Origin of the sequence: Brucella sp. NBRC 113783 (assembly GCF_040372265.1) — a bacterium.
In the GTDB taxonomy this organism is placed as follows: domain Bacteria; phylum Pseudomonadota; class Alphaproteobacteria; order Rhizobiales; family Rhizobiaceae; genus Brucella; species Brucella teleogrylli.
The window spans coordinates 1-25,310 of sequence record NZ_BAABRX010000019.1 but is presented as its reverse complement, the minus strand read 5'-3'; the positions used below and the strand labels follow the sequence as shown (position 1 = coordinate 25,310).

Below are 25,310 nucleotides of genomic sequence, written 5' to 3'. Positions count from 1 at the left end.
GGTCTTCCGATTTTGACACCGTGGCAGCACGTTTCCAAAACGGCGCGCGACCACCTTGCCTCAGCGAGAATATCTATGTCCCATCCGGCACCGGAAGCCAGCGCAGAGCGCGCGCGGCAATGGCGCAGCCGAAACAAAGTCCGCACCCATAGCGGTCGGTCCTTGTTGGCTTTCGCCTTTTCGTTCATCACCCTTCTGGCTTCGGCGCAGACCGTCCACAGTGTGACCAGCTATACGATCTCGCAGGGCTGGCCTGCGACGCCCGTTCTGACCATCGGCTGGTTGCTGCTTTTGGCTCCGCTCGCCGTATTGTGGTTCGCCTGGCGGGCTGTACAGCTTTCAATGCAGGCCGGGAAAAGCGCCGATATCTACGCGGGCCGGGAACTGGGTGCACGTGCTTCGGATATGTCCTGGCAGGTCATCTCCTATGCCGTTGCCGTGCTGATCCTCTGCGCTGGCGCATGGTTCATGATCGTCAATGATGCTGCGGTCAGCCGCACTTTCTTCGATGTCAGCCTGATTGCCAAGTCGGCGGGTACCGTACTCAAGGCCTTCGGCACCAACATCGTCATCTTCTTCGTTTCAGCCATTCTGATCCTGGTCTGGGCGCTGGTCATTGCGATTGCCCGCACGCTTCCCGGAATGGCTGGCAGGCCGATCCGCCTGCTCGCCACCTTCTACAGCGATCTGTTTCGCGGCCTGCCCGCCATCATCACGATCTATCTCATCGGTTTCGGGCTGCCCCTGACGGGCCTGCCGATCCTGAAAGACCTGTCGTCCAATGCCTATGCGATCATCGCGCTGACGCTGACCTATGGTGCCTACACGTCCGAAGTCTATCGCGCCGGCATTGAAAGCGTGCATCCAAGCCAGATTGCAGCAGCGCGCTCGCTCGGTCTCTCTTATGTCCGCACCATGCGCTATGTCGTGGTTCCGCTGGCCGTGCGCGGCATCATTCCGCCGCTGATGAACAACTGCATCAGCTTGCAGAAAGATACGGCGCTGGTCGCGATCATCGGCACCATCGACGCCTTCAACCAGTCGAAAATCATCGCCAGCAATTATTTCAACCTGTCGGCTGTCACCACCGTCGCCATTCTGTTCATCCTGATCACCATTCCGCAGGCCCGTTTTGTCGATCGTCTGATCGAACGGGATCGCCGGAAAATGCGTTCGAGTATGTGAGGAATACGGATATGGCACTCGTTGAAATCGACAAGGCAATCAAGCGTTATGGATCGCTGGAGGTTCTGTCCGGCATCAGCCTCGACATCGAAGAGCATCAGGTCGTTTGTCTGATCGGCCCTTCGGGCTGCGGCAAGTCCACGCTTCTGCGCTGCATCAACCGGCTCGAGACCATTGATGAAGGCGAAATCCGCCTGCATGGTGACCGTGTGACCGGACCGGGCGTTGACCTCGATGTCCTGCGCCGCGAAATCGGCATCGTGTTTCAGGGCTATAACCTGTTTCCGCATATGACCGTGATGGAAAACGTCACGCTCGGCCCGACAAAGGTGCTGGGCATGCCGGTCAAACAGGCGCAGGAAAAAGGGCTTGCCCTCCTTGCCCGTATCGGCCTTGACCACAAGGCGAAGGAATATCCGGACCGGCTTTCCGGCGGACAACAGCAGCGCGTCGCCATCGTTCGGGCGCTGATGATGGACCCGACATTGCTGCTTCTGGATGAGATCACCTCGGCGCTCGATCCAGAACTGGTATCGGAAGTGCTTGATATCGTGCGCGATCTGGCGACCAAGGGCATGACCATGGTGCTGGCCACCCATGAAATGGGTTTTGCACGTGAGGTTGCAGACAAGGTCTGTTTCCTGCAAAACGGTAAGGTCTATGAAGAAGGTCCGCCGTCGCAAATCTTCGGCAATCCGCAGGGCGAGCGCACACAAGCCTTTCTCAAGCGTATTATCGAAGCCGGGCGTCTCTGACCCACAGGTCTTTTAAAAACGGAACTATGACATGACTGCAACCGCACGTGACTTCGGCATCATCTGTGGCACCATGCCAACCGGCGCAAAAAATGCCATCACTGATGTGCCGGGTGTGCGGGTCGGCCACCACACTCTGCGCTATGGCGATATCAATACCGGCGGGACGGCCATTTTGCCTCATGATGGCAATCTGTATCGGCGTAAGGTTCTGGCTGCCTGCGATATCATCAACGGGTTCGGCAAGAGTACGGGGCTGGTTCAGATTGAGGAACTCGGCACGCTGGAAACGCCGATCCTGCTGACCAACACTTTTGGCGTCGGCACCTGCGCCAACGCCCTTATCCGCGACGCAATTGCCGCCAATCCCGATATCGGACGCACCACCGCCACCGTCAATCCGGTGGTTTTGGAATGCAATGACGGTCCGCTCAGCGACATTCAGGCCATGGCCGTAACCGAGGAACACGCGCGCCTTGCCTTGCAAGCAGCAAGCGACGACGTGGCCCAGGGTAATGTCGGAGCTGGAACCGGCATGAGCTGCTTTGGCTTTAAAGGCGGTATTGGTTCATCGTCCCGGCAATTCGTGCTGGATGGCTCGACCCATCATCTTGGTATTCTAGCGCTAACCAATTTCGGACGCGCTGGGGACCTCGTGCTTCCCGATGGACGCCGCCCCTCGCCCAAGGCCGAAGCGCAACCAGAAAAAGGCTCGGTCATTCTCGTGCTCGCAACCGATGTGCCCATGGAACACCGACAGCTGAAACGCGTCACGCGTCGTTGTGGTGCGGGTCTGGCGCGGCTCGGCGCATTCTGGGGCCACGGCAGTGGTGATATTGCTGTCGGCTTTTCAACCGCCGTGACTTTCGATCACGACGAGCCGAGTGACTTCACCCGGATATCGGTCCTCAATGAAAACCGGATCGACACGCTGTTTCGCGCCGCGGCGGAGGCAACGCAGGAAGCGGTGTTGAATTCCATGTGCGCGGCGGAAGCCATGCGCGGACGTGCCGCAAACCGCCGTTCATTGGCCGACTGGCTTGCCGCAAACGCCGCATAGGCCACTGCCCCCCAATATTTCAGTCCCCGTTCCGGCAACTGAACAGGGGCACATAGTTGGCGTTGTAACCACAACGCGAATATCATATTCCTCGCGCATCCGTCACTGTAATCGGAAGTCTGATCGCAGCTCTTTCAAGCATTATAAATAGTATAGCCAATTTTATTGCTAGCAATTTAAAAATATGTTGCCTCGATGTACATACTCTCCAATCCATATTAAAAACAATGCGAATTTTTTATTGATTACTTTGAGGAAATATCAAAATTTCGAAAGTCCCCCTTTGCGCGATTTTGTTGTTTTTTCCGTTCAGCGCGGGCTGTGTTGCAGTTGGGCCGGATTATCGCGCCCCTGTCATCAATACGCCCCCCGCGTGGAACAGTAAGGCCAGCACCGTTGCTCCCAATCTCGCAGACTGGTGGAAAAACCTGCGCGATCCAATTCTGGACCAGCTCATTGCTGACGGCATTGAGGGCAGTCCTAACGTTGCGATAGCAAAAGCAAAAGTACGCCAGGCGCGCGCCAGCTACGCGTCGGCGGGTGGCACACTTTATCCGTCCGTGGATGGAAAAGGCAGTTTCACGCGTTCTGGTGGTGGTGGCAGCGCCGCCACTAGCACGTCGAGTTTCGGGTTAGATCCTGCATGGGATATCGATTTGTTCGGCGCGAACCGGCGCGGTGTCGAAGCGGCGTATTACGCAAAAGAGTCGGCGAGCGAACAGTTGCGTGCGGCGCTCGTCAGTCTGATCGGTGATATCGCAACCAATTATGTCCAGTTGCGCGGCGCGCAGGCGCAGATCGCAATCGCCGGGCGCAATGCTGCTTCACAGCGCCGAACTGTTGCCCTCACCCGCACGCAACTGGAAGCCGGCAACATATCACAGGTTGATCTGCTGAGCGCACAAACGCAGGCCGATACCACAGAGGCCGAAATTCCTTCACTGCGCATCAGCTATGCCAGTTCTCTGAACAAGCTATCCACGCTGACGGGGCGTTCGTCGCTTGCGCTGGCCGCGATATTGGACAAGCCCCGGCCCTTGCCTTCCGCACCGCGCAGAATAGCTGCCGGATTACCTGCAAATCTCTTACTAAGCCGCCCCGACATCCGCGCTGCAGAACGAGATTATGCTGCCGCAACAGCCAAGATTGGCCAGAGTCAGGCGACACTTTATCCAAGCGTCTCCCTTATTGGCAAAATCGATACCGGCGGTGCAAACTTTGGCGATCTTGCCCGTTTGTCGACCATAGGCTGGTCATTCGGTCCCAACCTCACGATACCTGTTTTCCAGGGCGGCAAGCTGCTTGCTGATGTTGATGCGGCCCGGGCAACGCGGGACGAGGCTTTCATCAAATACCGCCAAACTATTCTGGACAGTTTGAGCGAAGTGGAAAACGCCAGTGTCCAATTCAACCAGAACCGTCTGCGCATCGCTCAGCTCGAGAAGATTGTGGGTAACAACCGTAAGATCACTGCGTTGACGCTCGACCAGTTCAAGGCCGGATCCAAAAATTTCCTCGACGTCCTCAACGCCCAACGCAGTTTGCTCGATCAGGAAAACGCGTTGGCGCAAGCACGCGTGGAGATCATCACCAACTACGTCGCTTTGCAGAAGGCACTCGGCGGAGGTTGGAACGGTCGGATCGACATCGACAGATCTGAAGTCGTGGACGGCTATACTGGTCCGCATCTCATGAAACCTCCCATGGCGACCGCGCCTGATCATCCTGCGAGGCCGCAATGAATTCCGCCAACTCTGTATCGAAGCGACGTTTTCGCAAACGTTGGGGCGCGGCCCTCCTTGTCTTGATGCTGGCCGCTGGTCTGTCGTTCGAACAGTGGTCCGCTCACGAGCCGCTGCCCGAGATGACAACCGTAGAACGCGGTGACCTTGAAAGCTCTGTGGTTGCGTCGGGCACATTGCGCCCTAAAAATCTGGTTGCCATTGGCACTCAGGCCACGGGGCGGATACTTTCGCTCAAAGTGAAAACCGGACAGCATGTGAAACAGGGCGAAGTCGTCGCGCTCATCGATGCCGCGAGCCAGCAGAACGATCTGGACAAAGCCCAGGCAACACTGCGTCAGAACGAGGCCACTCGTCAGCAGAACCTCGCCGATCTGGAACTGGCGAAGCTGGATCTTGCCCGCAATCAGGCGATGATCGGAAAAAATGCTGTCGCGCGATCTGAATATGACAAAGCAGTAGCCGGATTGAAAAAGCAAAAAGCGGCCTTGGCCAATACGGAAGCCTTGATCGCGGCGTCGAAGGTTGAAGTCCGTATCGCGGAAACCAAGCTTGCCTACACTCGGATCACGGCTCCCATTGATGGCACCATACTTTCAACGGTGGCGCAGGAGGGCCAGAACGTCAACGCGCAGCAAACCGTCCCGACAATCGCGATCCTCGGTCAGCTCGACACGATGACGGTGGAAGCCGATATTTCGGAAGCGGATATTACGCAGGTGCACGATGGCCTGCCGATCTACTTCACCATTTCCGGAAGAAATTCAAAACGTTACGATGCAAAGCTCGAAACAATCGAGCCTGCGCCGGATTCCGTTGTGAGCGACAAGAGCTTCGGCACCAGCAACGGCCTGTCGGCTTCAAGCGGCGTGACGGCCTCTGCCGTTTATTACAAAGGCAAGTTCAGCATTCCCAACACCGATGGTCTGCTTCGCACCTATATGACGGCGGAGATCCATATCGTTCTGGCGAAGGTCAAAAATGTCCTGCTCGCTCCTGTGTCGGCGCTGAAACCGCTCGGTAATGACGACCCGGATAGTCCGGGTAAAGCAACCGTCCGCGTGCTGAATGCCTATGGAACGCTGGAGGAGCGCACCGTGGAAACCGGAATCACCGACAAGATCAACACGGAAATCCGCTCAGGCTTGCAGGAAGGTGACAAGATCGTCACCGACAATCAGGAAACCACTGTAACGACTGACGGTGCCTGACATGAGCGATATGCCGTTGATTTTGTTGAAGGCTGTTTCGCGCCATTACCCATCCGGCGACGGTTTCACCACGGTCCTGCGCGATATCGACCTCACCATCCAGTGCGGCGAGATGGTGGCGATTGTCGGTGCGTCCGGTTCTGGAAAATCCACGCTGATGAATATTCTGGGCTGTCTGGATCGTCCCTCGGAAGGGCAATATCTGATTTCAGGACGTTCAACGGCGAAACTGGAGCCGGACGAACTGGCTCAGCTGCGGCGGGAGCATTTTGGTTTTATCTTTCAGCGCTATCACCTGCTGAATGAGCTGGACGCAGTCGGCAATGTCGAAATACCCGCGATTTATGCGGGACAGGCGCGTGAAGCGCGGCGCGAACGCGCCCATGAAATCCTGCGGCGGCTTGGCATGAGCGGTCGGACGCACCACCGGCCCAACCAGCTTTCCGGCGGCCAGCAACAGCGTGTGTCGATAGCCCGCGCGCTCATCAACAACGCTGATGTCATACTCGCAGACGAACCGACCGGCGCGCTCGATAGCCGGAGCGGCGAAGAAGTACTCGGCATTCTTCAGGAACTGAACCGTGAAGGCCGCACGATCATCATTGTCACGCATGACAGGGCTGTCGCGGCGCGCGCAAACCGCATCATCGAAATCCACGACGGAGAAATCACAGCCGATACGCTGAAGGCTGTCGATTGCCGCAGCATTCGGACCAATGATCCCCTTGCTGCATCGGAGTCGGAAAAACATAATCTTTTCAGCGGTATGCGTGATCGCTTTAAAGAAGCCTTTGCGATGGCCTTGCGCTCCATGAACGCGCACCGCATGCGAACATTCCTCACCATGCTGGGGATCATTATCGGAACGGCCTCCGTCGTCTGCGTCACGGCACTAGGGCAAGGTTCACAACAGCGCATCCTCGAACAGATCAGCAGCCTCGGCACCAACACGCTCTATATCGGCCCCGGAACCGGCTATGGCGATCTGAAAGCGGCGCTTGTCACCACATTGAACGTTGACGACGCAAACGAACTGGCCAAGCTGCCCTATGTCGTCGCGGCAACACCTGAAAGTTCCACGATGGGAACGGTCCGCGTTGGCAACAAGGAAGTCAGCATCACGGTCAATGGTGTCAGCGAACGTTATTTTGCGACCCGTAAAAGCAAGCTGGTTGAGGGGCGTTTCTTCGACAAAAGAAGTCTCGATAATCTCGCGCAGGACGCGGTGATCGACACGAACACCAAAAAGGAATTGTTCCCCAACGAGCAGGGCACCGTGGTCGGCAGGGTCGTTTTTCTGAAACAGATTCCTGTACGGATCGTCGGAGTTACCAAAGCCGATGAACAAGGCATGTCCGGATCGAGCAAGTTGGAATTGTTTCTGCCCTATACAACTGTTCAGACGCGCATGACCGGCTCGCGCGCTTTGCAGTCGATAGCCGTTCGCATTCGCGACACTATGGACCCGGCGATCGCCGAAAAGATGGTGACGGCGTTTCTGCAAAGGCGTCATGGCAAAAAGGACTTTTTCATCTTCAACAGCGACACATTGCAGAAAACCATTCAGGCCACGACGGCAATGCTGGCCCTCCTTGTGGCGAGCATCGCGGGCATTTCGCTCTTTGTTGGGGGAATCGGCGTGATGAACATCATGCTGGTCGCAGTTTCGGAAAGAATCAACGAGATCGGCGTGCGCATGGCAGTTGGGGCGCGGCAAAGCGATATCCTGCAACAATTCCTCATCGAATCTATCTTGGTCTGTCTGATCGGCGGCATTGTCGGGGTGCTTGTCGCTGGCGGTTTCGGTCTGCTGTTCGCGCAGTTCAGCACAATGTTCAAACTGATCTACTCGCCGACATCCATTGTAGCGGCGCTGCTGTGTTCCAGCCTTATCGGAATCGGATTCGGTTTCATGCCCGCCCGCAATGCCTCCCGACTCGATCCCGTCGTAGCGCTTGCCCGTGACTGAGCCGCGCACCGGCAGCGTTTCGGGTAACGCGCTTTAAGGGAGTAATTTATATTCACAACCCATGCGGGTTTTCATATTTCTAATAAAATTCATTAACTTATAATACTTACTATTTGTTTTTGTTGACTATTCTTGTTCTTTGGAATGAATTTCCCCACAGAAAACCAGCTGTCAACCGCGGCGACCCTGTCAGAATTTTCTGGGCGACGGCGAATTTATGAAGGGGGTTGTTAACCTTCATTTTTTATTACTTGGGCTCATTCAGGCGACAGTATCTATGGTTCAGGTATCATGCGTAATTTGAGAGAAAATTTCCCCCATTCGAATGGAAATCATACAGAGAACGCCTCGGACCCGAAGCCCCAGCGTGGCCAGACGGAGGCGCGTAATCCGACAGATGACGGCGCCTGGAAAATCCATTTTTCTCTGGGCGAGAATGTCCGTTTCACCCGCACGCCGGAAGTGGAACTGATGCGTCGTCGCGGCGAGGACCTGCCGGATGTCAACGCTCGCCCGCAGGTTCAGCCTGTTGCGGAAGCGCAGGAAGCCGTTGTTGAAAAAGCAGCCGAAGTCCAACCAATGGCGGTCGCCGCATTGCAGCAGAGCGTTTCGCTCGGCATGGTGCAACCGCCCGTCGTACCCGTTCCGCCTGCCCTGCCGGTCATGCCAGCTGCCGTCGCGGCACCTGTCGTTCAGGCGATACCAGAACCTGTGGTAGCGCAGGCTCCTATCGCGCCCGCAACTGACATCACAACGTCTGCCTTCGCCTATATTTCCGACTTCGCCTTCTGGGAAGGATGCGATGTTGAGGCAAGCCTTGCGCCGACCGTGCCGCTTGTTGCTGCGGTACCCGCCGCTCCCAAAAAGCCAGCGCCGACTGTTGAATCCATTCTGGCACAGTTCCGCATTCGTGAATGGAACAGCCAGCCGGAAGAAACGCCGGTTGCGGCAGTTGTTGCTGAACCACAGCCAGTAACAGAAGTTCCGACTCCTGAACCCATTGTAGCGTCAGAACCTGTCGCCGTGGCTCCAGTCATTGCTCTGGTTGCAAAGGCAAAGGCAATCGCTCCGAAGAAGGTCGAAGCTGCACCGCAGATTGCGGAAGTTGCCGAGGTTTCAGGTGAAGCGACCGAAGACGATGTGGTGCTTGCCGTCGCAGAAGCCGAAGAGCACAGCGTTGAAGAAATCGAAGCGCCTGCACCAGTCGCAGCTACGCCTGCTCCGGCAAAGGCTGCGCCGTCGATTGCCCTCTATCAGCCGCAACCCCTCCCCCGCGCGGAAGCCCCGGTCATTCACGGCGAGTACGAATTCCCGCCACGCGAGTTGCTGCAAATGCCGCCCGCACTGGATGGCAATGTCATCACGCAGGAAATGCTGGAACGCAGCGCAGGTCTGCTGGAAAGCGTGCTGGAAGATTTCGGCGTGCGCGGCGAGATCATCCATGTCCGTCCCGGTCCGGTGGTCACGCTCTATGAATTCGAGCCTGCTCCGGGTGTGAAGTCCTCGCGTGTCATCGGCCTCGCTGACGATATCGCCCGCTCCATGTCGGCGCTCTCCGCCCGCGTGGCTGTGGTTCCGGGTCGCAACGTCATCGGCATCGAATTGCCGAATGCCAATCGCGAAACCGTCTATCTGCGCGAGATGATCGACTCCCGCACCTTCGAAGCATCGAATTACCGCCTGCCGCTTTGCCTTGGCAAAGGCATTGGTGGCGAGCCGATCATTGCTGAACTCGCCAAGATGCCTCACCTGCTGGTCGCCGGCACCACGGGCTCGGGCAAGTCGGTTGCTATCAACACCATGATCCTGTCGTTGCTCTATCGGTTCAAGCCGGAAGAATGCCGCCTGATCATGGTCGATCCGAAGATGCTGGAACTGTCGATCTATGATGGCATTCCGCACCTGCTCACCCCCGTCGTGACCGACCCGAAAAAGGCCGTTGTTGCCCTGAAATGGGCCGTGCGCGAGATGGAAGAGCGCTATCGCAAGATGGCCCGCCTCGGCGTCCGCAATATCGAGGGTTTCAACGCCCGTGCGGCTTCGGCCAAGGGCAAGGGCGAAACCGTCATGTGCACCGTGCAGGCTGGTTTCGACAAGGAAACCGGCGAGCCGACCTATATTCAGGAAGAACTCGACCTGACGCCCATGCCGTATATCGTGGTCATCATCGATGAAATGGCCGACCTGATGATGGTTGCGGGCAAGGATATCGAAGGCGCGGTGCAGCGTCTGGCGCAGATGGCCCGTGCCGCTGGTATTCACCTGATCATGGCGACCCAGCGTCCAAGCGTTGATGTCATCACTGGCACGATCAAGGCCAACTTCCCGACCCGTATTTCCTTCCAGGTTACGTCGAAAATCGACAGCCGCACCATTCTCGGTGAAATGGGCGCCGAACAGCTTCTCGGCCAGGGCGACATGCTGCATATGGCCGGTGGCGGTCGTATCGTCCGCGTCCATGGACCGTTCGTTTCGGACGAGGAAGTGGAACAGGTCGTCAATCATCTGAAGGAACAGGGTCGCCCGGATTATCTGGCAACCGTGACGGAAGATGAGGACGCCGAAGAAGAAACCGCCGATGCGGCTGTCTTCGACGCGACGTCGATGGGGTCCGAAGACGGCGACGACGTCTATGATCAGGCGGTCAAAGTGGTGCTGCGCGACAAGAAGTGCTCAACCTCCTACATCCAGCGCCGTCTCGGCATTGGCTACAACCGTGCAGCCTCGCTCGTCGAGCGCATGGAAAAGGAAGGTCTGGTCGGACCTGCGAACCATGTCGGCAAGCGCGAGATTCTCACGGGCAATCGCGACTGATTTAATCGATATAATCACTTTAAAAGGCCGGTTTGCGAAAGCGAATCGGCCTTTTCTCATCCAATCTCAAGCGCTTGCGCGATGTTGCAAGAATGCCCTTGTCAATATGTAAATTATGATTAATACTTTGGATATTCGTACATTCTTGATGACCGGCCGGGGTAGCCCGGATGCTACTCTGTGCCCAAAAAAACAGGGAGAATGGTTGATGAAAAGCATAATCATTGGGCCTACCGACAAGGATCGTACAGTTACGCAGCAGATACTGCATCGCATTCATGAGCAGATGCCAAAGCCGTCTGAAGACAAGACGCAGGTTTGCAATGTTTTGCGCCGTTCGAAGGGCGGTTATTCGCACCGGCGGCACAAGGTTCACAAGCTTGCCTGATTTTGCCCCATGAATTGAATATTATGTCGGTTCGTTATCAGCGCCACATGCCATTCTCGGCCTGCTGGCGCTGTTATTTTATCCGCTCCAAACTATCTAAATCCGCATGGCTGGTTTATGAGGGAGCATTGCTCCAGTTTCAGTAAATTCAGGAATGTGCGATGACGACCGAAGCCGATGGAAACGACGTGAAAAAGAAATCCGGTTTCTTTCTCGGTTTTATGGCCGTTTTGGCTGGCCTGTTTTTCCTGCTTTTTATGGGTCTTGGCGTCTGGCAGATCGAACGTTTGCAATGGAAACTCGATCTGATCTCGCGCGTGGATGCTCGCGTCCACGCCGAGCCCGTTGCTGCGCCGGGCAAAGATGACTGGGCCAATGTCAATCAGAAGGACGATGAATATCGTCATGTCACCATCACCGGCACTTATCTGAACGATAAGGAAGTGCTTGTGCGTGCGTTGACCGAACGCGGCGCCGGCTATTGGATACTCACGCCGTTGCGCACTGCTGATGGATCACTGACCTATATCAATCGCGGCTTTGTGCCGGGCGACAAGCGTGATCTGTCAACCCGCCCGGAAACGCAGATTGCCGGTGAAACGACCGTGACCGGACTTCTGCGCATGCCGGAGCCGGATGGGTTCTTCCTGCGGCCCAACGATCCAGAGAAGAACAGCTGGAACTCTCGCGATGTTGCGGCTTTCGCCGCGAAAGAGAAACTTGGCACCGTCGCACCCTATTTCATCGATGTGGACGCCAAGTCCAATCCGGGCAACCAGCCGATCGGCGGGTTGACGGTTGTATCCTTCCGAAACAGCCATCTGTCCTATGCAATCACCTGGTTTGCGCTCGCAGCCATGGTCGCCGGGGCTGCGGTGTTCGTCTGGCGTTACGAGCGCAAATCCAGAGCTTAAACATGCAATGCGTGGCCAAGCGCCTTCATGCTGGCCTCGGCAAAGCCTTCGCCCAAGGTCGGATGTGCATGGATTGTCCCAGCAATATCTTCAAGGCGCGCGCCCATTTCAACGGCTTGCGCAAAGGCAGACGACAGTTCAGAAATACCGACACCGACCGCCTGAATCCCCAGAATGACGTGATTGTCTGCCCGCGCCACCACGCGGATAAAACCGTCTTCCCTCTCAACCGTCATGGCGCGGCCATTTGCCTGAAACGGAAAAATACCGATCTGCGTATTGTGGCCTGCCTTGCGCGCCTCATCGGGCAGCAGTCCCACCGTTACGATTTCCGGGTCGGTGAAGCAGACGGCGGGGATGCAGCGCTTGTCCCAGGCCTGCTTGCCGCCCGCGATGATCTCGGCAACCATTTCGCCCTGCGCCATGGCGCGATGCGCCAGCATCGGCTCTCCCGTGACATCGCCAATTGCGTAAACGCCGCGCATCGACGTGCGGCAGCGATCATCAATGCGGATGAAACGCCCATCCATATCGAGCCGGATTTCGCTCAGACCCCAGCCGTCAGTCTGCGGCTTGCGCCCGACCGTCACCAGCACCTTGTCGGCCTCGATGCGTTTCGCTGAACCGTCAGCCGCCAACACTTCCAGCGCCTTGCCGTCGGCGGTCAGTCCCTTGGCCGATGTGCTGGTCAACACCTCCACGCCAAGCGCTTTCAATCGTGCCATGACGGGACGCGTCAGTTCGGCATCATATTGCGGCAGGATGCGGTCGGTGGCTTCCACCACGGTGACTTTGGAACCCAGCTTGGCGTAAGCCGTGCCGATTTCGAGCCCGATATAACCACCGCCCACAACAGCTAACTTCTCCGGTATCGCTCCCAGAGACAGGGCTTCCGTGGACGAAATGATATTGCCACCGAAGGGCAGCGCCTCGATTTCAACCGGCACGGAGCCGGTGGCAATCACGATATTTTCCGCATGAATGGTCTGGCGGCCCGTATCGGTGTCAACCAGCACGGTCTTGCCGTCCATGAACCGCGCCTGCCCCTGAAACATGCGCACGCGCGACCGTTTCAACAGCCCTGCGACGCCGCTATTCAGCCGATTGACGATGCCGTCCTTCCATTCAAGCGTTTTGCCAAAATCGATAGCCGGATTTTGCGCGGTAATACCGAGTGCGCCTTTCGATGCGAAATGCGTCACGCGGTGGAATTCATCCGCCGCATGGATCAGCGCTTTCGACGGAATACAGCCGACATTGAGGCAGGTGCCGCCGAGGCGCTTTCGCTCGACCAGCACGGTGTCGATGCCGAGTTGCCCTGCCCGGATGCCACAGACATAGCCGCCGGGACCGCCACCGATGATCAGAAGTTTGCAGTTAATCTCACTCATAAGTTCAGCCTTCCACAAAGATCATCGCAGGCGTTTCGATGAGGCTTTTCAGCTTCTGCACAAAGACAGCCGCATCCCATCCATCGATCACCCGATGATCGAAGCTGCATGAAAGGTTCATCATCTTGCGCGGCACGAACTGGGTTCCGTCCCACATTGGACGCACGGCAATCTTGTTGACGCCGACAATCGCGACTTCCGGTCGATTGATGATCGGTGTCGTGGCAATCGCCCCGAGCGGTCCAAGCGACGTGATGGTGATGGTGGAGCCGCTCAGTTCTTCCCGCTTTGCCGTGCCGTTGCGGGCGGCGTCGGTCACACGCGATAGCTCGGAAGCTGCTGCGAAAACGGTCATGCTCTCGGCATGACGCACCACGGGGACGATCAGGCCATTTGGTGTCTGTGTGGCAATGCCCACATGCACACCGCCAAACTGGCGGATAATATCGGCTTCATCATCGAAATGCGCATTGAGACCCGGCTGTTCTTTCGCCGCCTTGACGATGGCGCGGATGACGAATGGCAACAACGTCAGGCGCGGACGCCCTTCCTTCTTCTCATTGTTGAGACTGGTGCGTAGCTCTTCAAGCTGCGTGACATCGACTTCCTCAACAATGGTAATATGGGGAATATGGCGTTTTGCATCCGCCATTCGTTCGGCGATCTTGCGCCGAAGCCCGATCACTTTGATTTCGTTAACGGATGTATCGGCGGCATAGCCGGACAAGGCCGTTGCAGCCCCGCTTTCGGCCTCAAAAAACGCGTCCAGATCTTCATGCGTGATGCGGCCCGCAGGGCCGGTTCCGCGAACACGTCGTAGATCGACACCCGCGTCGCGCGCGCGCAACCGGACCGATGGCGTGGCCAGAGGCTTTTCGCCTTCTGCCCGGACAGGGCCAGCGCCCGCAAAAGTGCGGCTCGGGGTTTCACGCTTTGGTGCTGCCGGCTTTGGCGGAACGGGCGTCTGCAACAAGACCGGCACTTCCGGATTCTGCGGCTTTGGCGTTTCAGCCTCTATCGGACTATGCGCTGGCTCTTCCGCCTTCGGTTCCGCGCTTGCACCGGAAGCACCTTCGATTTCAAGCCGCACCAGTTCAGAACCGACGGCGATCTTTTCCCCCACTTCGCCATTGATCGCGATGACTTTGCCAGCGCGTGATGACGGGATTTCCACCGTCGCCTTGTCAGTCATGACAGCGGCCAGAAGATCATCCTCACGAATGATATCGCCAACCTTCACATGCCATTCGACAAGTTCTGCCTCGGCAACGCCTTCGCCAACATCGGGGAGTTTGATTGTAAAATGAGCCATGGTCTCTCCCCTCACGCTTCCATGATAGACACAAGTGCGCGACCGACACGATCAGGACCGGGGAAATATGCCCATTCCTGCGCATGCGGATAAGGCGTGTCCCAACCGGTCACGCGAATGACAGGCGCTTCGAGGTGATAGAAGCAATCGCGTTGCACGAGTGCCGCGAGTTCGGCGCCATAGCCACAGGTCAGCGTTGCTTCATGCACGATGACGCAACGGCCCGTCTTGCGCACCGATGCCATGATCGTCTCCGTATCGAGCGGCAGAAGCGTGCGCAGATCGATGATTTCGGCATCGACGCCGGTTTCCTCGGCGGCGGCCAGCGCCACATGCACCATGGTGCCATAGGCCAGCACCGTAACCGCGCTGCCCTCGCGGCGAATGGCGGCCTTGCCGAGTGGAACCGTATAATAACCTTCCGGCACTTCGCCCAGATCGTGCTTCTTCCACGACGTCACCGGCTTGTCGTGATGGCCGTCGAAGGGGCCGTTATAAAGCCGTTTCGGCTCGAACATGATCACCGGATCGGGATCTTCAATGGCTGCAAGCAGCAGGCCTTTGGCGTCGGCTGGTGTGGACGGCATGACCGTCTTCAAGCCCGACACATGGGTGAAAAGCGCTTCCGGGCTTTGGCTGTGGGTTTGCCCGCCATAAATACCGCCACCGGATGGCATGCGGATCACGATGGGGCATGTGAACTCGCCCGCCGAGCGATAGCGCAGACGGGCGGCTTCGGAAACAATCTGGTCATAGGCCGGATAGACATAATCCGCGAACTGCACCTCGATGCATGGGCGCAAGCCGTAAGCCGCCATGCCAATTGCCGTGCCGACAATACCAAGCTCGCTGATCGGCGCATCGAAACAGCGCTCCTTGCCGTATTTCTTCTGCAAACCGGCGGTGCAGCGAAACACGCCGCCGAAATAGCCGACATCCTCACCGAACACGACCACGTTCTTGTCGCGCTCCATGGCAATGTCGTGGGCATTTTGGATCGCCTCGATCATTGTCATTCTGGGCATAGTCATCTTGGTCATTGATCAGAACCCCGCTTCCTGACGCTGGCGAACAAGATGCGGCGGCGTTTCTGCGTAAACATCCTCGAACATGTCGCGCATGGACGGTTTGCGCCCGTCATGCAGGGTGCCAATGGCTTCCGCCTCGCGCTGCGCGCTGACGACAAGGTCCATCACTTCCGCTTCCGCCTGCTTGTGGCGGTCTTCCGACCAGACGCCGCGCAAGATCAGATAGTTCTTCAGTCGCAAGATCGGATCGCCAAGCGGCCATGCATCGCTTTCCGCCTTGGGGCGATAAGCGGACGGGTCGTCCGAAGTGGAATGGCCGCCAGCGCGATAGGTCACATATTCAATGATCGTTGGGCCAAGATTGCGCCGCGCGCGCTCGACCGCCCATTTGGCAACAGCGTGAACGGCCAGATAGTCATTGCCGTCAACGCGCAGCGCCGGAATGCCGAAACCATGCCCGCGCGCCGCGAAAGTACCGGAGCCACCGCGTGCAATCCCCTGAAATGTCGAAATCGCCCACTGGTTGTTGACGATGTTCATCACCACAGGCGCCTTGTAGGTCGAGGCGAACACAAGGGCTGCGTGAAAGTCGCTTTCAGCCGTCGAGCCGTCGCCGATCCATGCGGCGGCAATTTTGGTGTCGTGGCTGATTGCCGAGGCCATCGCCCAGCCGACAGCCTGCGTATATTGCGTCGCGAGATTGCCGGAAATGGTGAAGAAGCCGTGTTCCTTGGAGGAATACATCACCGGAAGCTGGCGGCCCTTCAGCGGGTCCTGCTCGTTGGAGAAAATCTGGTTCATCATGGTGACGAGCGGATAATCATCAGCAATCAGAAGTCCGGCCTGCCGATAGGTGGGGAAATTCATGTCGCCCTTGCGCAGCGCCTTGCGAAAGGCGCAGCTGACTGCCTCCTCGCCCAGATGCTGCATGTAGAACGACGTCTTGCCCTGACGTTGCGCCATCATCATACGCGCATCATAGGCACGCAGGATCATCATGTGGCGCAGACCGTCTTTCAGCTCGTCATCGGTGAGCGTCCCGGCCCACGGACCAACCGCCTCGCCTTCGCGATTGAGCACGCGAATGATGCTGAAAGCCAGATCGCGCATCGCTTCCGGCTTTTCGTCTATTTCCGGTCTTCTGACACTGCCAGCACGAGGAATTTTGACATGGGAGAAATCCGGCGCATCGCCGGGCCGCCATTCCGGTTCGGGAACATGCAGGGATAGTACGACATCGTCGCTCATGCGGGCATACCTCGCAATGGGCCAAGAACTGGCCTCGCAAAACTGGCACTGAATGTCGAACGGGTGGAATTCTGTTTGGGTCCGGCGAACAGGCTTCTTCAAAACCCGGTTTCCGGGTGGCCTTTCAAACACAGATTGACCGCATTCCTCCCATGCGACGTGAAGCCGGTTTTCCTCCTCCGATTTCACTGTCATTCAGGGTGATACGGGTTACAAAATAAAGCAAGATTATTTTCATGGCCTCGAGAGGTGATCCTGAAGTTTAGTTCTCCTACCTGAAAATGCATCGCTTCATGAGGTCAATGAAATAAGTGTATTTCCATGTTTTATATAGGATTTGATATGGAATGTTTCGGCGGTCATGCGCGCAATTTTCTTACGCAGCATTGACGAATGCGTCAGTACCATCTGGTACTCTATCGAGCGATATCCGCTTCATCCGATAGTGCCTGAGGCACTTTGTCCACCGCGTCGCGATGATAAAACTCACAGAAAATGCGATCCGGGAACCTGATTCTCGCGGGCACAAAAAACCGCGCTTGAAACAAGCGCGGTTCAATTTCATCGAATGTCGAATGGTTTAGCGGACAGCCTTGCCGTCATCGTCAAAGCGATGCGTCTTGTCCGCTTCCGGCGACACGAAGATGATGTCATCTTCCGTATAATGGTGTTCACCAAACAGGCGAACGGTGATGAGTCCCGCCGCTTCGGTTTCCACATAAAGAATGGTATCCGCACCAAGATGTTCGGCGTGAATGACCTTGCCCTTCCATTTGCCGCTTTCGCGGCTGACGCCGAGATGTTCCGGACGGATGCCGATGGTCTTCGCGCCCGTTTCACCGATACGGCCCGCTTCGACGAAATTCATCTGCGGCGACCCGATGAAGCCTGCCACGAACAGATTGTCAGGCTTGTTATAAAGCTCCATCGGCGAGCCGATCTGTTCAATCCGACCCGCATTCAGCACCACGATGCGGTCAGCAAGCGTCATCGCCTCGACCTGATCGTGGGTGACATAGATCATCGTCGCCTTCAACTCACGATGCAGCTTGGCAATTTCGAGACGCGTTTGCACGCGCAACGCGGCATCGAGATTGGATAAAGGCTCGTCAAACAGGAACAGTTCCGGGTCACGCACGAGCGCGCGACCGATAGCGACGCGCTGGCGCTGGCCGCCCGACAGTTCCGCCGGACGTCGTGCCAGATAGGGATCAAGCGACAGCATGGATGAAGCGCGCGTAACGCGGCTTTCAATCTGCTCCTTCGGCGCGCCGGACTGTTTCAGGCCAAGGCCCATATTGTCCTTCACCGTCAGATGCGGATAAAGCGCATAAGACTGGAACACCATCGCGATGCCGCGCTTGGAAGGCGGGATGACGGTCACGTCCTTGTCGTTGATCAGCACCTGACCCGACGAAACATCTTCAAGGCCGGCAATCGAGCGCAAAAGCGTCGATTTTCCGCAGCCGGAAGGACCGACGAAAATGATGAACTCGCCGTCGCGCACTTCCAGATTGATATCTTTCAGAACAGCCTGCGCACCGTAGCTCTTATGTACCGATTTGAGGAGAAGCGATCCCACGAAGCAATTCCTTATAGTTTGACAGGCTGGCCGAGACGCACGCTTTCGTCAGCGGCGAGACAGATGCGCAGCGATTGCAGCGCGTCATCCATATGGCGGTTGAGATCGATATCCTCGCGAATGGCCTTCAGCATGTAAGCCTGCTCGCGTTCGCACAATTCCTGATGGCCCGGCTCGTCGGACATGGAAAGATCCGTATCGGGTTTGAGGAATTTGCCGTCCGCCCCGCGTTCGGCACGATGGATGCGGATGGTCGAGGTTTTTGTGTGTGCATCCACATCGTCGGACTTGGTGACGGCCTCGTTCATGACGATGGAGACGCAGCCATTCGGCGATATGACATCCTTCACGAAGAAGGCCGTTTCCGACATCATCGGCCCCCAGCCCGCCTCGTACCAGCCAATCGTGCCGTCATCGAACAACACCTGAAGATGACCGTAATTATACATGTCCGGCTTGATTTCATCGGAAAGGCGCAGGCCCATGCCGCGCACTTCCACCGGCTTGGCATCGGTGATCTGGCACATGACATCCACATAATGCACACCGCAATCGACAATCGGCGATGTGGTGTTCATCAGGTTCTTGTGCGTTTCCCAGGTCGCGCCGCTCGACTGCTGGTTGAGGTTCATACGGAAGACATAAGGACCGCCAAGCTGGCGTGCTTCGGAGATCAGCCGCATCCAGGACGGATGATGGCGCAGAATATAACCGATGACGAGCTTGCGTCCGTTGGCCCGCGCGCAGTCGATGACGCGGCGTGCATCTTCCACCGTCGTCGCCAGCGGCTTTTCGACAAAGACATGCGCGCCCTGCTCCATCGCGGCCACAGCGTAATCCGCATGGCTTTCCGAATAGGTGGCAATGCAGGCCATGTCCGGCTTCAACTCGGCCAATGCCTCGTGAAACGACGGATGAATTTCATAACCGGCAAGTTCATCCGGAACCGCAACTTTGGTGCGATTCACAAGACCGACGATCTCGAAGCCCGGATTGCGGTGATAGGCCAGCGCATGGCTGCGGCCCATATTGCCGAGACCGGCGGACAGGACGCGGACCGGGGCCTGTTGGGTTGATGAACTCATTTAACAGCTCCGGCAGTAATGCCGCGGATCAATTGCCGCGAGAAGAGGACGTAGAGGACGAGGATCGGGAACATTGCCAGCGACAGCGCCGCCAGAACCGCGTTCCAGTTGGTGACGAACTGGCCGATGAAAAGCTGCGAGCCGAGCGTGACCGTCTTGGTGGCTTCGCCGGGCGCAAGGATCAGCGGGAACCAGAGGTCGTTCCAGATCGGAATCATGGTGAAGACGGCGACCGTCGCCATGGCAGGCCGGATCAGCGGCAGCACCAGCTTGAAGAAGATCGCATATTCCGACATGCCGTCTATTCGCCCGGCATTTTTCAGATCGTCGGACACAGTTCGCATGAATTCGGACAGGATGAAGATGGCAAGCGGCAAGCCTTGAGCCGTATAGACGAGGATCAGCGAGGTCAGGCTGTTGACAAGCCCCACCGCGACCATGCCCTGCAACAATGCAACCGTACCGAGCCGGATCGGGATCATGATGCCGATGGCCAGATAAAGCCCCATTAGCGTGTTGCCCTTGAACCGATATTCCGACAGGGCAAAGGCAGCCATGGCGCCAAACAGGATGACGAAGAAGATGCTCGCCACCGTGACAATGGTGCTGTTCTGGAAATAGGTCAGGAACGAGCCCTGTTTCAGAACCGTTTCATAGCCGATCAGGCTAAAGCTTTCCGGTGTCGGAAACTGCAGCGGCGTGCGAAAAATCGCGTTGCGGTCCTTGAAGGAATTGATCAACGTCAGCGCCACCGGAAAGACGGCGACAAGCATATAGATGATCAATGCCGCATGAACGAACGTTGTGCGAAGGGGCGAAGTGCGTGCTTTCGACATGATTTCTCGCTCCTCAGAATTGATAGCGGCGCATGCGACGCTGGATGCCGAACAGATAGAGCGACACACCGGCGAGGATGATGAGGAACATCACGGCGGCGATGGTGGCGCCCATGGACGGATTGCCAAGCTGCAACTGGAAGCCGAAGAAGGTGCGGTACAGGAAGGTGCCCAGAATGTCGGTCGCCTTGTCCGGCCCCGCGAGTGCGCCCTGCATCGAATAGACCAGGTCGAACGCGTTGAAATTCGCAACAAAAGTCATGACCGAGATCAGGCCAATCGATGGCAGAATGAGCGGCAGCTTGATCTTCCAGAACTGGCTCCAGCCGGTAATGCCATCGCATTCGGCAGCTTCGATGATTTCATCGGGAATATTGAGCAACGCCGCGTAGATCAACATCATTGGAATACCGACGAACTGCCAGACGGAAACAAGCGACACCGTGACCAGTGCTGTTTCGGCCTTGCCGAGCCATGGCCCAAAGGCCCATTTCATGCCCACCAGATCCATCATCCATGGCGCAACGCCCCAGATCGGCGACAGGATAAGCTTCCAGATAAAGCCGACAATCACGAAGGAGAGTAGCGTCGGCAGAAAGATCGCCGTGCGATAGAAGGCGGCAAAACGCAATCTCGGCAGCGACAGCATGGCTGCCAGCAAAATGCCGATCGGGTTTTGAACCAGCATATGAATACAGAAGAATATGACGTTGTTTTTCAACGCATTCCAGAAATCACGCGACCAGTTTGCATCGCCGAAAAGCGTCTGGAAATTGGCAAAGCCGACAAAGACGCGCTGCCCGTCCACGACATTGAAGAACGCTTGCCGCAATGTCTCGATCAGTGGCAGCACCATGACGAGCGTATAAACCAGCACGCAAGGCAACAGGAACACAAGAATGTGCCATCGCCTCGGGCGTTTTTGCTCAATGATTGGCAGGTCGGCAGACTGGCTCATCAACACTCGCTGTTCTTCGGCTTATGCGGTTCTTGCGAACATTCTTTTGCCGTGAGACTGACATGGATCGCGTAATGCGCGAAAGAAAAACTGCCTGTTAGGCGCCTTGCAAGTCTGTTCGGCATCGAAAATGCACACGGGCGGCCTGCCCTCAAGCAAAGCCGCCCGTGAATGATCATATTACTTCGCAGGCTTGTACCAGCTGTCGAGGCCTTCCTGCAGCTTCTTGGCTGCATCTTCCGGCGTTACAGTGCCGTTGATGACGTTAGCTGACTGAACCCAGGTTTCGTTTTCCAGGTTCGGCGTGCCGCGCGACAGGATCTGGTAGGTCGAACGGATCGTCGGCTTGCACTTTTCGCGCCAGGACACGAATTCCTGTGCCAGCGGATCGGACATCTTCACAGCCGTCGAATTCAGGCTGAAGAAGCCCGGCAGCGCGTTTGCGTAGATTTCCGCGAATTCCGGCGAAGCCACCCAGTTCAGGAACACTTTGGCCTGTTCGGCATTCTTGCTCGAAGCATTCAGGCCGAGACCGATATCGTTGTGATCCGAGATGTAGCAGCTGTCGCCTGCATTCTTAACCGGCGGCGGGAATGCGCCCATCTTGAACTGCGCCTGCGTGTTGAACAGGCCAATTTCCCACGAACCTGCCGGATAAATCGCGGCGCGACCGAGCGTGAAGAGATTCTGGCTGTCCGGATAGGTCTGTGCTTCAAAACCGTCGCCCAGATAATCCTTCCACTTGGCAAGAACCTTGAACGGCTCAACCCATGGCTCGTCGGTCAGCTTCTGCTCGCCAGCGATCAACGCCTTGCGGCCTTCCTCACCCTTCCAGTAGGTCGGACCGATATTCTGGTAGCCCATGGTCGCGGCTTCCCACATATCCTTCGTGCCCATGGCCATCGGGATATAAGTGCCGTCCGCCTTGATCTTCTCAAGCACGTCGAAGAACTCGGCTTCGGTCGCCGGAGCCTTCAGGCCGAGCTTGTCAAAGGCTTCCTGATTATAGATGAAGCCGTGAATGACCGAAGCCATCGGCACGCAGAAAGCTTTCTTGCCATCGTCGGTGGTCCATGCGGACTTGGCGACGTCGGAAAAATTCTTCATGCCTTCCAGATCGGTGAGATCGGCAAGCTTGCCTTTGTTGAACAGCTCCAACGAAGTGTCGAACGGACGGCATGAAATCAGATCGCCGCCCGAGCCAGCATCCAGCTTGGCATTGAGAGCGGCGTTATATTCTGTCGGCGCGCTTGGCGCGAAATTGATTTTGATGCCCGGATTCTTTGCTTCAAAGGCCGGAATGATCTTTTCCTGCCAGATTTGCAGATCGTCGTTACGCCAGCTTTCAACCGTCAGCGTGACGTCCTGAGCCAATGCGGCAGAACCCGACGCCAGCAGCGTCGAACCCAGCAGCATGAATTTCAAGGTATTGCGAACCATTTGACCTTCTCCCGTTTTTTTGAACGCAGACGCACAAAAGAGGCGAGATACGCCTGTCCATTGCGATACACCACGTTAATAACGATGGCCCATCACGGTACGGGATAAGTGCCGGCTCCGCCGGTCTTCGCTCCATCCCATTTCCGCGCGACCCTCGCCTGTTAACAACCTTTGGCGACCCCTGGCGGCATTGCGCTCCCCTTTGATTGAATTTAATGCCAAAAACGTACCAATTGTCCAGCGAAGTTTACGAAATTCTCGCATAAAAATTGGAGGCAAGATAATTTACCTCACTTTATCAACGCATTAATCAAATTTGCTCGTCTCCGATAAATCTGCTTGGTTAATGGTATTTTTTTGGTATCTTCAAGTTGGAGGTATCTCATGGCAGAGTTTTTCATTGGCGTGGACGGGGGCGGCACCGGATGCCGCGCTGTGGTGGCAGATGGCAACGGTGCGATTCTCGGAACGGGACGCAGCGGATCGGCCAATATTGTCACTGATCCGCAGACTTCGCTCGTCAATGTACGTGCAGCCATAGACAATGCCTTCGCCGATGCGGGGCTGGACCAAAGCCACTATGACGAAAGCCATGCGGTGCTCGGACTTGCTGGCGGCAATGTCCAAGGCGCGGGCCTGCCTATTGAACGCGGCCTCCCCTTTGCTCACGCCAATGTCGAGTTCGACGGTCTTATCGCATTGCAGGGTGCGCTTGGCGATCAGGACGGGATCGTGGCCATTTTAGGCACCGGAACGGCCTATATCGTCCGGCAGCACGAACGAATTCATTCGGTCGGTGGCTGGGGGTTTCCGCTCAGCGATCTTGGCAGCGGCGCGCGGCTTGGACAAAGCTTGTTGCAAGAATGCCTGCTGGTGCATGACGGCATTCATCCCCGCAGCCGCCTGACAACAGACGTGCTCAATGAGTTCGGCAATAATCCCGACAATCTGGTTGAATTCGCCTGGACGGCAAAGCCGGGCGATTTCGGCAAATATGCTCCGCGTATTTTCCAATATGCTGCTAATGGCGATGAGACCGCGCGCATGCTTCTGCAACGCTCGGCAGGCTATGTCAGCGAAACGCTGGACATGTTGATTGCTCAGGGCGCGGAACGGATCAGTTTGTTGGGCGGGATGGCGCCGCTTTATGTGGAGTGGCTCCCCGCAAGCCAGCAGAAGCTCATTGTTCAACCGGCAGCGGACGCTTTGACCGGAGCTTTGCAGCTCGCGCTCAAGCGCTACGGCCACAAGGATGAGGCGCGTGCATGAGCGGCAATTTCAGCGCCTTTCTCCCCAAAAACCTTCAGGGCACTGCGCCAACTTCTGGCGCGGGACCGCTTTACATGCAGCTGCGCCAGTCGCTGGAGGCAGCGATTCGTGCCGGACATCTTGCCGATGGCGAGGCGCTGCCGCCCGAACGTGACATTGCGGAATATGCTAATATCAGCCGCGTAACTGTGCGCAAGGCGGTGGACGATCTCGTCAAATCGGGACTTCTGGTGCGTCGTCACGGCTCCGGCACTTTTGTTGTGCGCCCGAGCGAGCGGGTGCAGCAGTCGCTTTCCATGCTCACATCTTTTACCGAAGACATGGCGCGGCGCGGCATCGCCACCCAATCCAAATGGCTGGAACGCGGCCTCTATTATCCGTCGCCCGAAGAAATGATGAAGCTTGGCGTTTCATCCGAAACCCGGGTTGCGCGACTTGGCCGTTTGCGCATGGCAAGCGATCTTCCGCTGGCTATCGAGCGCGCCAGCTTGTCGAGCGAAGTTTTGCCCGATCCCGATGCAGTCAAGGGATCGCTCTATGCCGAACTCGGACGTACCGGCTTTCGTCCGGTACGCGCCGTGCAGCGCATCTCCGCCTGCAACATCAAGGACCCCGATGCCCGGATACTCGGCGTCAAGACCGGCGATGCCGGTTTGTCCATCGAGCGTATTTCCTATCTCGCATCAGGCCGCGCGGTCGAGTTCACCAAATCGCTCTATCGTGGTGATGCCTATGATTTCGTAGCGGAACTCTCGATACCATCGGCCTAAGACCAATATCAGCCCATAAAGAAAACGGCCCGTTTCCGGGCCGCTCCGTTTGTTAGTGATGCTTCGTACCTTGGTGTGCCAGATCTGCAGTCGGATCGGCTGCAAGACGCTTGCGTGCCCGGTCGTCCATCAGTTCATACCACATGGCATTGAGCACAGCGAAAGCTGCGGCGAGCGGCAAGCCCAGAAGCCAGGAAAAATACCACATATTGCTTTCCTTTCTTAGATTGAAAGGCGCGGGCGGCTAATCCGCCCCCTGCCCCCACAAAAATCCTGGTTTGTGTAGTATTAGAAAAAATACATTTACAACATTCCCCCCAGCCACCCGGAAAACCACCACCTTTATGCAAACA

The 25,310-nt window shown here is 56.9% G+C and carries 21 protein-coding genes; 11 read left to right on the top strand and 10 right to left on the bottom strand.

Annotated elements, in window-relative coordinates:
* The first annotated feature begins 75 nt into the window (after positions 1-75).
* The 9 genes from ABWW11_RS24765 (at position 76) to ABWW11_RS24725 (ending at position 12,038) form a co-directional block, all read left to right on the top strand.
* Positions 76-1,185: an amino acid ABC transporter permease gene (locus ABWW11_RS24765; RefSeq protein WP_109367394.1), complete on the top strand. Its 1,110-nt coding sequence runs from the start codon at positions 76-78 to the stop codon at positions 1,183-1,185.
* An 11-nt stretch (positions 1,186-1,196) separates the two neighbouring features.
* A complete protein-coding gene (locus ABWW11_RS24760; protein WP_109367395.1) occupies positions 1,197-1,940 on the top strand; it encodes an amino acid ABC transporter ATP-binding protein in 744 nt (247 codons plus the stop codon).
* Positions 1,941-1,971: 31 nt separating this feature from the next.
* Positions 1,972-3,000, top strand: coding sequence for a DmpA family aminopeptidase (locus ABWW11_RS24755; RefSeq protein ID WP_319081111.1), 1,029 nt, complete (start codon positions 1,972-1,974; stop codon positions 2,998-3,000).
* 296 nt (positions 3,001-3,296) lie between these two features.
* On the top strand, positions 3,297-4,742 hold the full coding sequence (locus tag ABWW11_RS24750) for an efflux transporter outer membrane subunit (RefSeq protein WP_235858991.1): 1,446 nt from the start codon (positions 3,297-3,299) through the stop codon (positions 4,740-4,742).
* A complete protein-coding gene (locus tag ABWW11_RS24745) occupies positions 4,739-5,953 on the top strand; it encodes an efflux RND transporter periplasmic adaptor subunit (RefSeq protein ID WP_109367398.1) in 1,215 nt (404 codons plus the stop codon). The genes ABWW11_RS24750 and ABWW11_RS24745 overlap by 4 nt, the downstream gene beginning before the upstream one ends.
* A gap of 1 nt (position 5,954) precedes the next feature.
* On the top strand, positions 5,955-7,922 hold the full coding sequence (locus tag ABWW11_RS24740) for a MacB family efflux pump subunit (RefSeq protein WP_109367399.1): 1,968 nt from the start codon (positions 5,955-5,957) through the stop codon (positions 7,920-7,922).
* Between the two features lie 291 nt (positions 7,923-8,213).
* The gene (locus ABWW11_RS24735) at positions 8,214-10,736 is read left to right on the top strand and encodes a DNA translocase FtsK (protein ID WP_121538838.1); all 2,523 of its coding nucleotides are present in this window, start codon (positions 8,214-8,216) and stop codon (positions 10,734-10,736) included.
* Positions 10,737-10,944: 208 nt separating this feature from the next.
* Positions 10,945-11,124, top strand: coding sequence for a hypothetical protein (locus ABWW11_RS24730; RefSeq protein ID WP_109367401.1), 180 nt, complete (start codon positions 10,945-10,947; stop codon positions 11,122-11,124).
* Between the two features lie 221 nt (positions 11,125-11,345).
* Positions 11,346-12,038, top strand: coding sequence for an SURF1 family protein (locus ABWW11_RS24725; RefSeq protein WP_109367988.1), 693 nt, complete (start codon positions 11,346-11,348; stop codon positions 12,036-12,038).
* Here the strand turns inward: ABWW11_RS24725 and lpdA are convergent.
* The 9 genes from lpdA to ABWW11_RS24680 form a co-directional block, all read right to left on the bottom strand.
* Positions 12,035-13,429: a dihydrolipoyl dehydrogenase gene (gene lpdA / locus ABWW11_RS24720; RefSeq protein ID WP_109367402.1), complete on the bottom strand. Its 1,395-nt coding sequence runs from the start codon at positions 13,427-13,429 to the stop codon at positions 12,035-12,037. The genes ABWW11_RS24725 and lpdA overlap by 4 nt on opposite strands.
* A 4-nt stretch (positions 13,430-13,433) precedes the next feature.
* Positions 13,434-14,741, bottom strand: coding sequence for a dihydrolipoamide acetyltransferase family protein (locus tag ABWW11_RS24715; protein WP_109367403.1), 1,308 nt, complete (start codon positions 14,739-14,741; stop codon positions 13,434-13,436).
* A gap of 11 nt (positions 14,742-14,752) precedes the next feature.
* Positions 14,753-15,766: an alpha-ketoacid dehydrogenase subunit beta gene (locus ABWW11_RS24710; protein ID WP_109367989.1), complete on the bottom strand. Its 1,014-nt coding sequence runs from the start codon at positions 15,764-15,766 to the stop codon at positions 14,753-14,755.
* 18 nt (positions 15,767-15,784) lie between these two features.
* A complete protein-coding gene (locus ABWW11_RS24705) occupies positions 15,785-17,017 on the bottom strand; it encodes a 3-methyl-2-oxobutanoate dehydrogenase (2-methylpropanoyl-transferring) subunit alpha (protein WP_109367404.1) in 1,233 nt (410 codons plus the stop codon).
* 580 nt (positions 17,018-17,597) lie between these two features.
* Positions 17,598-18,599, bottom strand: coding sequence for an ABC transporter ATP-binding protein (locus tag ABWW11_RS24700; protein WP_109367405.1), 1,002 nt, complete (start codon positions 18,597-18,599; stop codon positions 17,598-17,600).
* Between the two features lie 11 nt (positions 18,600-18,610).
* Positions 18,611-19,684, bottom strand: a complete 1,074-nt coding sequence (locus tag ABWW11_RS24695; protein WP_109367406.1) for a Gfo/Idh/MocA family protein — start codon at positions 19,682-19,684, stop codon at positions 18,611-18,613.
* The gene (locus ABWW11_RS24690; RefSeq protein ID WP_109367407.1) at positions 19,681-20,520 is read right to left on the bottom strand and encodes a carbohydrate ABC transporter permease; all 840 of its coding nucleotides are present in this window, start codon (positions 20,518-20,520) and stop codon (positions 19,681-19,683) included. Before ABWW11_RS24690 ends, ABWW11_RS24695 begins: the two co-directional genes overlap by 4 nt.
* Positions 20,521-20,533: 13 nt before the next feature.
* A complete protein-coding gene (locus ABWW11_RS24685) occupies positions 20,534-21,478 on the bottom strand; it encodes a carbohydrate ABC transporter permease (RefSeq protein WP_109367408.1) in 945 nt (314 codons plus the stop codon).
* Between the two features lie 180 nt (positions 21,479-21,658).
* Positions 21,659-22,918 carry an ABC transporter substrate-binding protein gene (locus tag ABWW11_RS24680; RefSeq protein WP_109367409.1) on the bottom strand — a complete coding sequence of 420 codons (1,260 nt, stop codon included), beginning with the start codon at positions 22,916-22,918 and terminating at the stop codon, positions 21,659-21,661.
* A 384-nt stretch (positions 22,919-23,302) separates the two neighbouring features.
* On the opposite strand from ABWW11_RS24680, the gene ABWW11_RS24675 reads away from it, so the two are divergent.
* Both ABWW11_RS24675 and ABWW11_RS24670 read left to right on the top strand, forming a co-directional pair.
* Positions 23,303-24,187 (top strand): glucosamine kinase nucleotide-binding domain-containing protein, encoded by an 885-nt coding sequence (locus tag ABWW11_RS24675; RefSeq protein ID WP_109367410.1) that lies wholly within the window; start codon positions 23,303-23,305, stop codon positions 24,185-24,187.
* Positions 24,184-24,957 carry a GntR family transcriptional regulator gene (locus ABWW11_RS24670; protein WP_109367411.1) on the top strand — a complete coding sequence of 258 codons (774 nt, stop codon included), beginning with the start codon at positions 24,184-24,186 and terminating at the stop codon, positions 24,955-24,957. The genes ABWW11_RS24675 and ABWW11_RS24670 overlap by 4 nt, the downstream gene beginning before the upstream one ends.
* Positions 24,958-25,009: 52 nt before the next feature.
* Here ABWW11_RS24670 and cydX read toward each other — a convergent pair whose 3' ends face one another.
* Positions 25,010-25,165: a cytochrome bd-I oxidase subunit CydX gene (gene cydX, locus ABWW11_RS24665; RefSeq protein ID WP_109367412.1), complete on the bottom strand. Its 156-nt coding sequence runs from the start codon at positions 25,163-25,165 to the stop codon at positions 25,010-25,012.
* Positions 25,166-25,310: the final 145 nt, after the last annotated feature.

Excerpts from the sequence above, each read along its gene's own strand:
- ABWW11_RS24765 (WP_109367394.1), top strand. The coding sequence starts at position 76 with ATGTCCCATCCGGCACCGGAAGCCAGCGCAGAGCGCGCGCGGCAATGG.
- ABWW11_RS24760 (WP_109367395.1), top strand. The coding sequence starts at position 1,197 with ATGGCACTCGTTGAAATCGACAAGGCAATCAAGCGTTATGGATCGCTG.
- ABWW11_RS24755 (WP_319081111.1), top strand. The coding sequence starts at position 1,972 with ATGACTGCAACCGCACGTGACTTCGGCATCATCTGTGGCACCATGCCA.
- ABWW11_RS24745 (WP_109367398.1), top strand. The coding sequence starts at position 4,739 with ATGAATTCCGCCAACTCTGTATCGAAGCGACGTTTTCGCAAACGTTGG.
- ABWW11_RS24740 (WP_109367399.1), top strand. The coding sequence starts at position 5,955 with ATGAGCGATATGCCGTTGATTTTGTTGAAGGCTGTTTCGCGCCATTAC.
- ABWW11_RS24735 (WP_121538838.1), top strand. The coding sequence starts at position 8,214 with ATGCGTAATTTGAGAGAAAATTTCCCCCATTCGAATGGAAATCATACA.
- ABWW11_RS24730 (WP_109367401.1), top strand. The coding sequence starts at position 10,945 with ATGAAAAGCATAATCATTGGGCCTACCGACAAGGATCGTACAGTTACG.
- ABWW11_RS24725 (WP_109367988.1), top strand. The coding sequence starts at position 11,346 with ATGGCCGTTTTGGCTGGCCTGTTTTTCCTGCTTTTTATGGGTCTTGGC.
- lpdA (WP_109367402.1), bottom strand. The coding sequence starts at position 13,429 with ATGAGTGAGATTAACTGCAAACTTCTGATCATCGGTGGCGGTCCCGGC.
- ABWW11_RS24715 (WP_109367403.1), bottom strand. The coding sequence starts at position 14,741 with ATGGCTCATTTTACAATCAAACTCCCCGATGTTGGCGAAGGCGTTGCC.
- ABWW11_RS24710 (WP_109367989.1), bottom strand. The coding sequence starts at position 15,766 with ATGCCCAGAATGACAATGATCGAGGCGATCCAAAATGCCCACGACATT.
- ABWW11_RS24705 (WP_109367404.1), bottom strand. The coding sequence starts at position 17,017 with ATGAGCGACGATGTCGTACTATCCCTGCATGTTCCCGAACCGGAATGG.
- ABWW11_RS24695 (WP_109367406.1), bottom strand. The coding sequence starts at position 19,684 with ATGAGTTCATCAACCCAACAGGCCCCGGTCCGCGTCCTGTCCGCCGGT.
- ABWW11_RS24690 (WP_109367407.1), bottom strand. The coding sequence starts at position 20,520 with ATGTCGAAAGCACGCACTTCGCCCCTTCGCACAACGTTCGTTCATGCG.
- ABWW11_RS24685 (WP_109367408.1), bottom strand. The coding sequence starts at position 21,478 with ATGAGCCAGTCTGCCGACCTGCCAATCATTGAGCAAAAACGCCCGAGG.
- ABWW11_RS24680 (WP_109367409.1), bottom strand. The coding sequence starts at position 22,918 with ATGGTTCGCAATACCTTGAAATTCATGCTGCTGGGTTCGACGCTGCTG.
- ABWW11_RS24675 (WP_109367410.1), top strand. The coding sequence starts at position 23,303 with ATGGCAGAGTTTTTCATTGGCGTGGACGGGGGCGGCACCGGATGCCGC.
- ABWW11_RS24670 (WP_109367411.1), top strand. The coding sequence starts at position 24,184 with ATGAGCGGCAATTTCAGCGCCTTTCTCCCCAAAAACCTTCAGGGCACT.
- cydX (WP_109367412.1), bottom strand. The coding sequence starts at position 25,165 with ATGTGGTATTTTTCCTGGCTTCTGGGCTTGCCGCTCGCCGCAGCTTTC.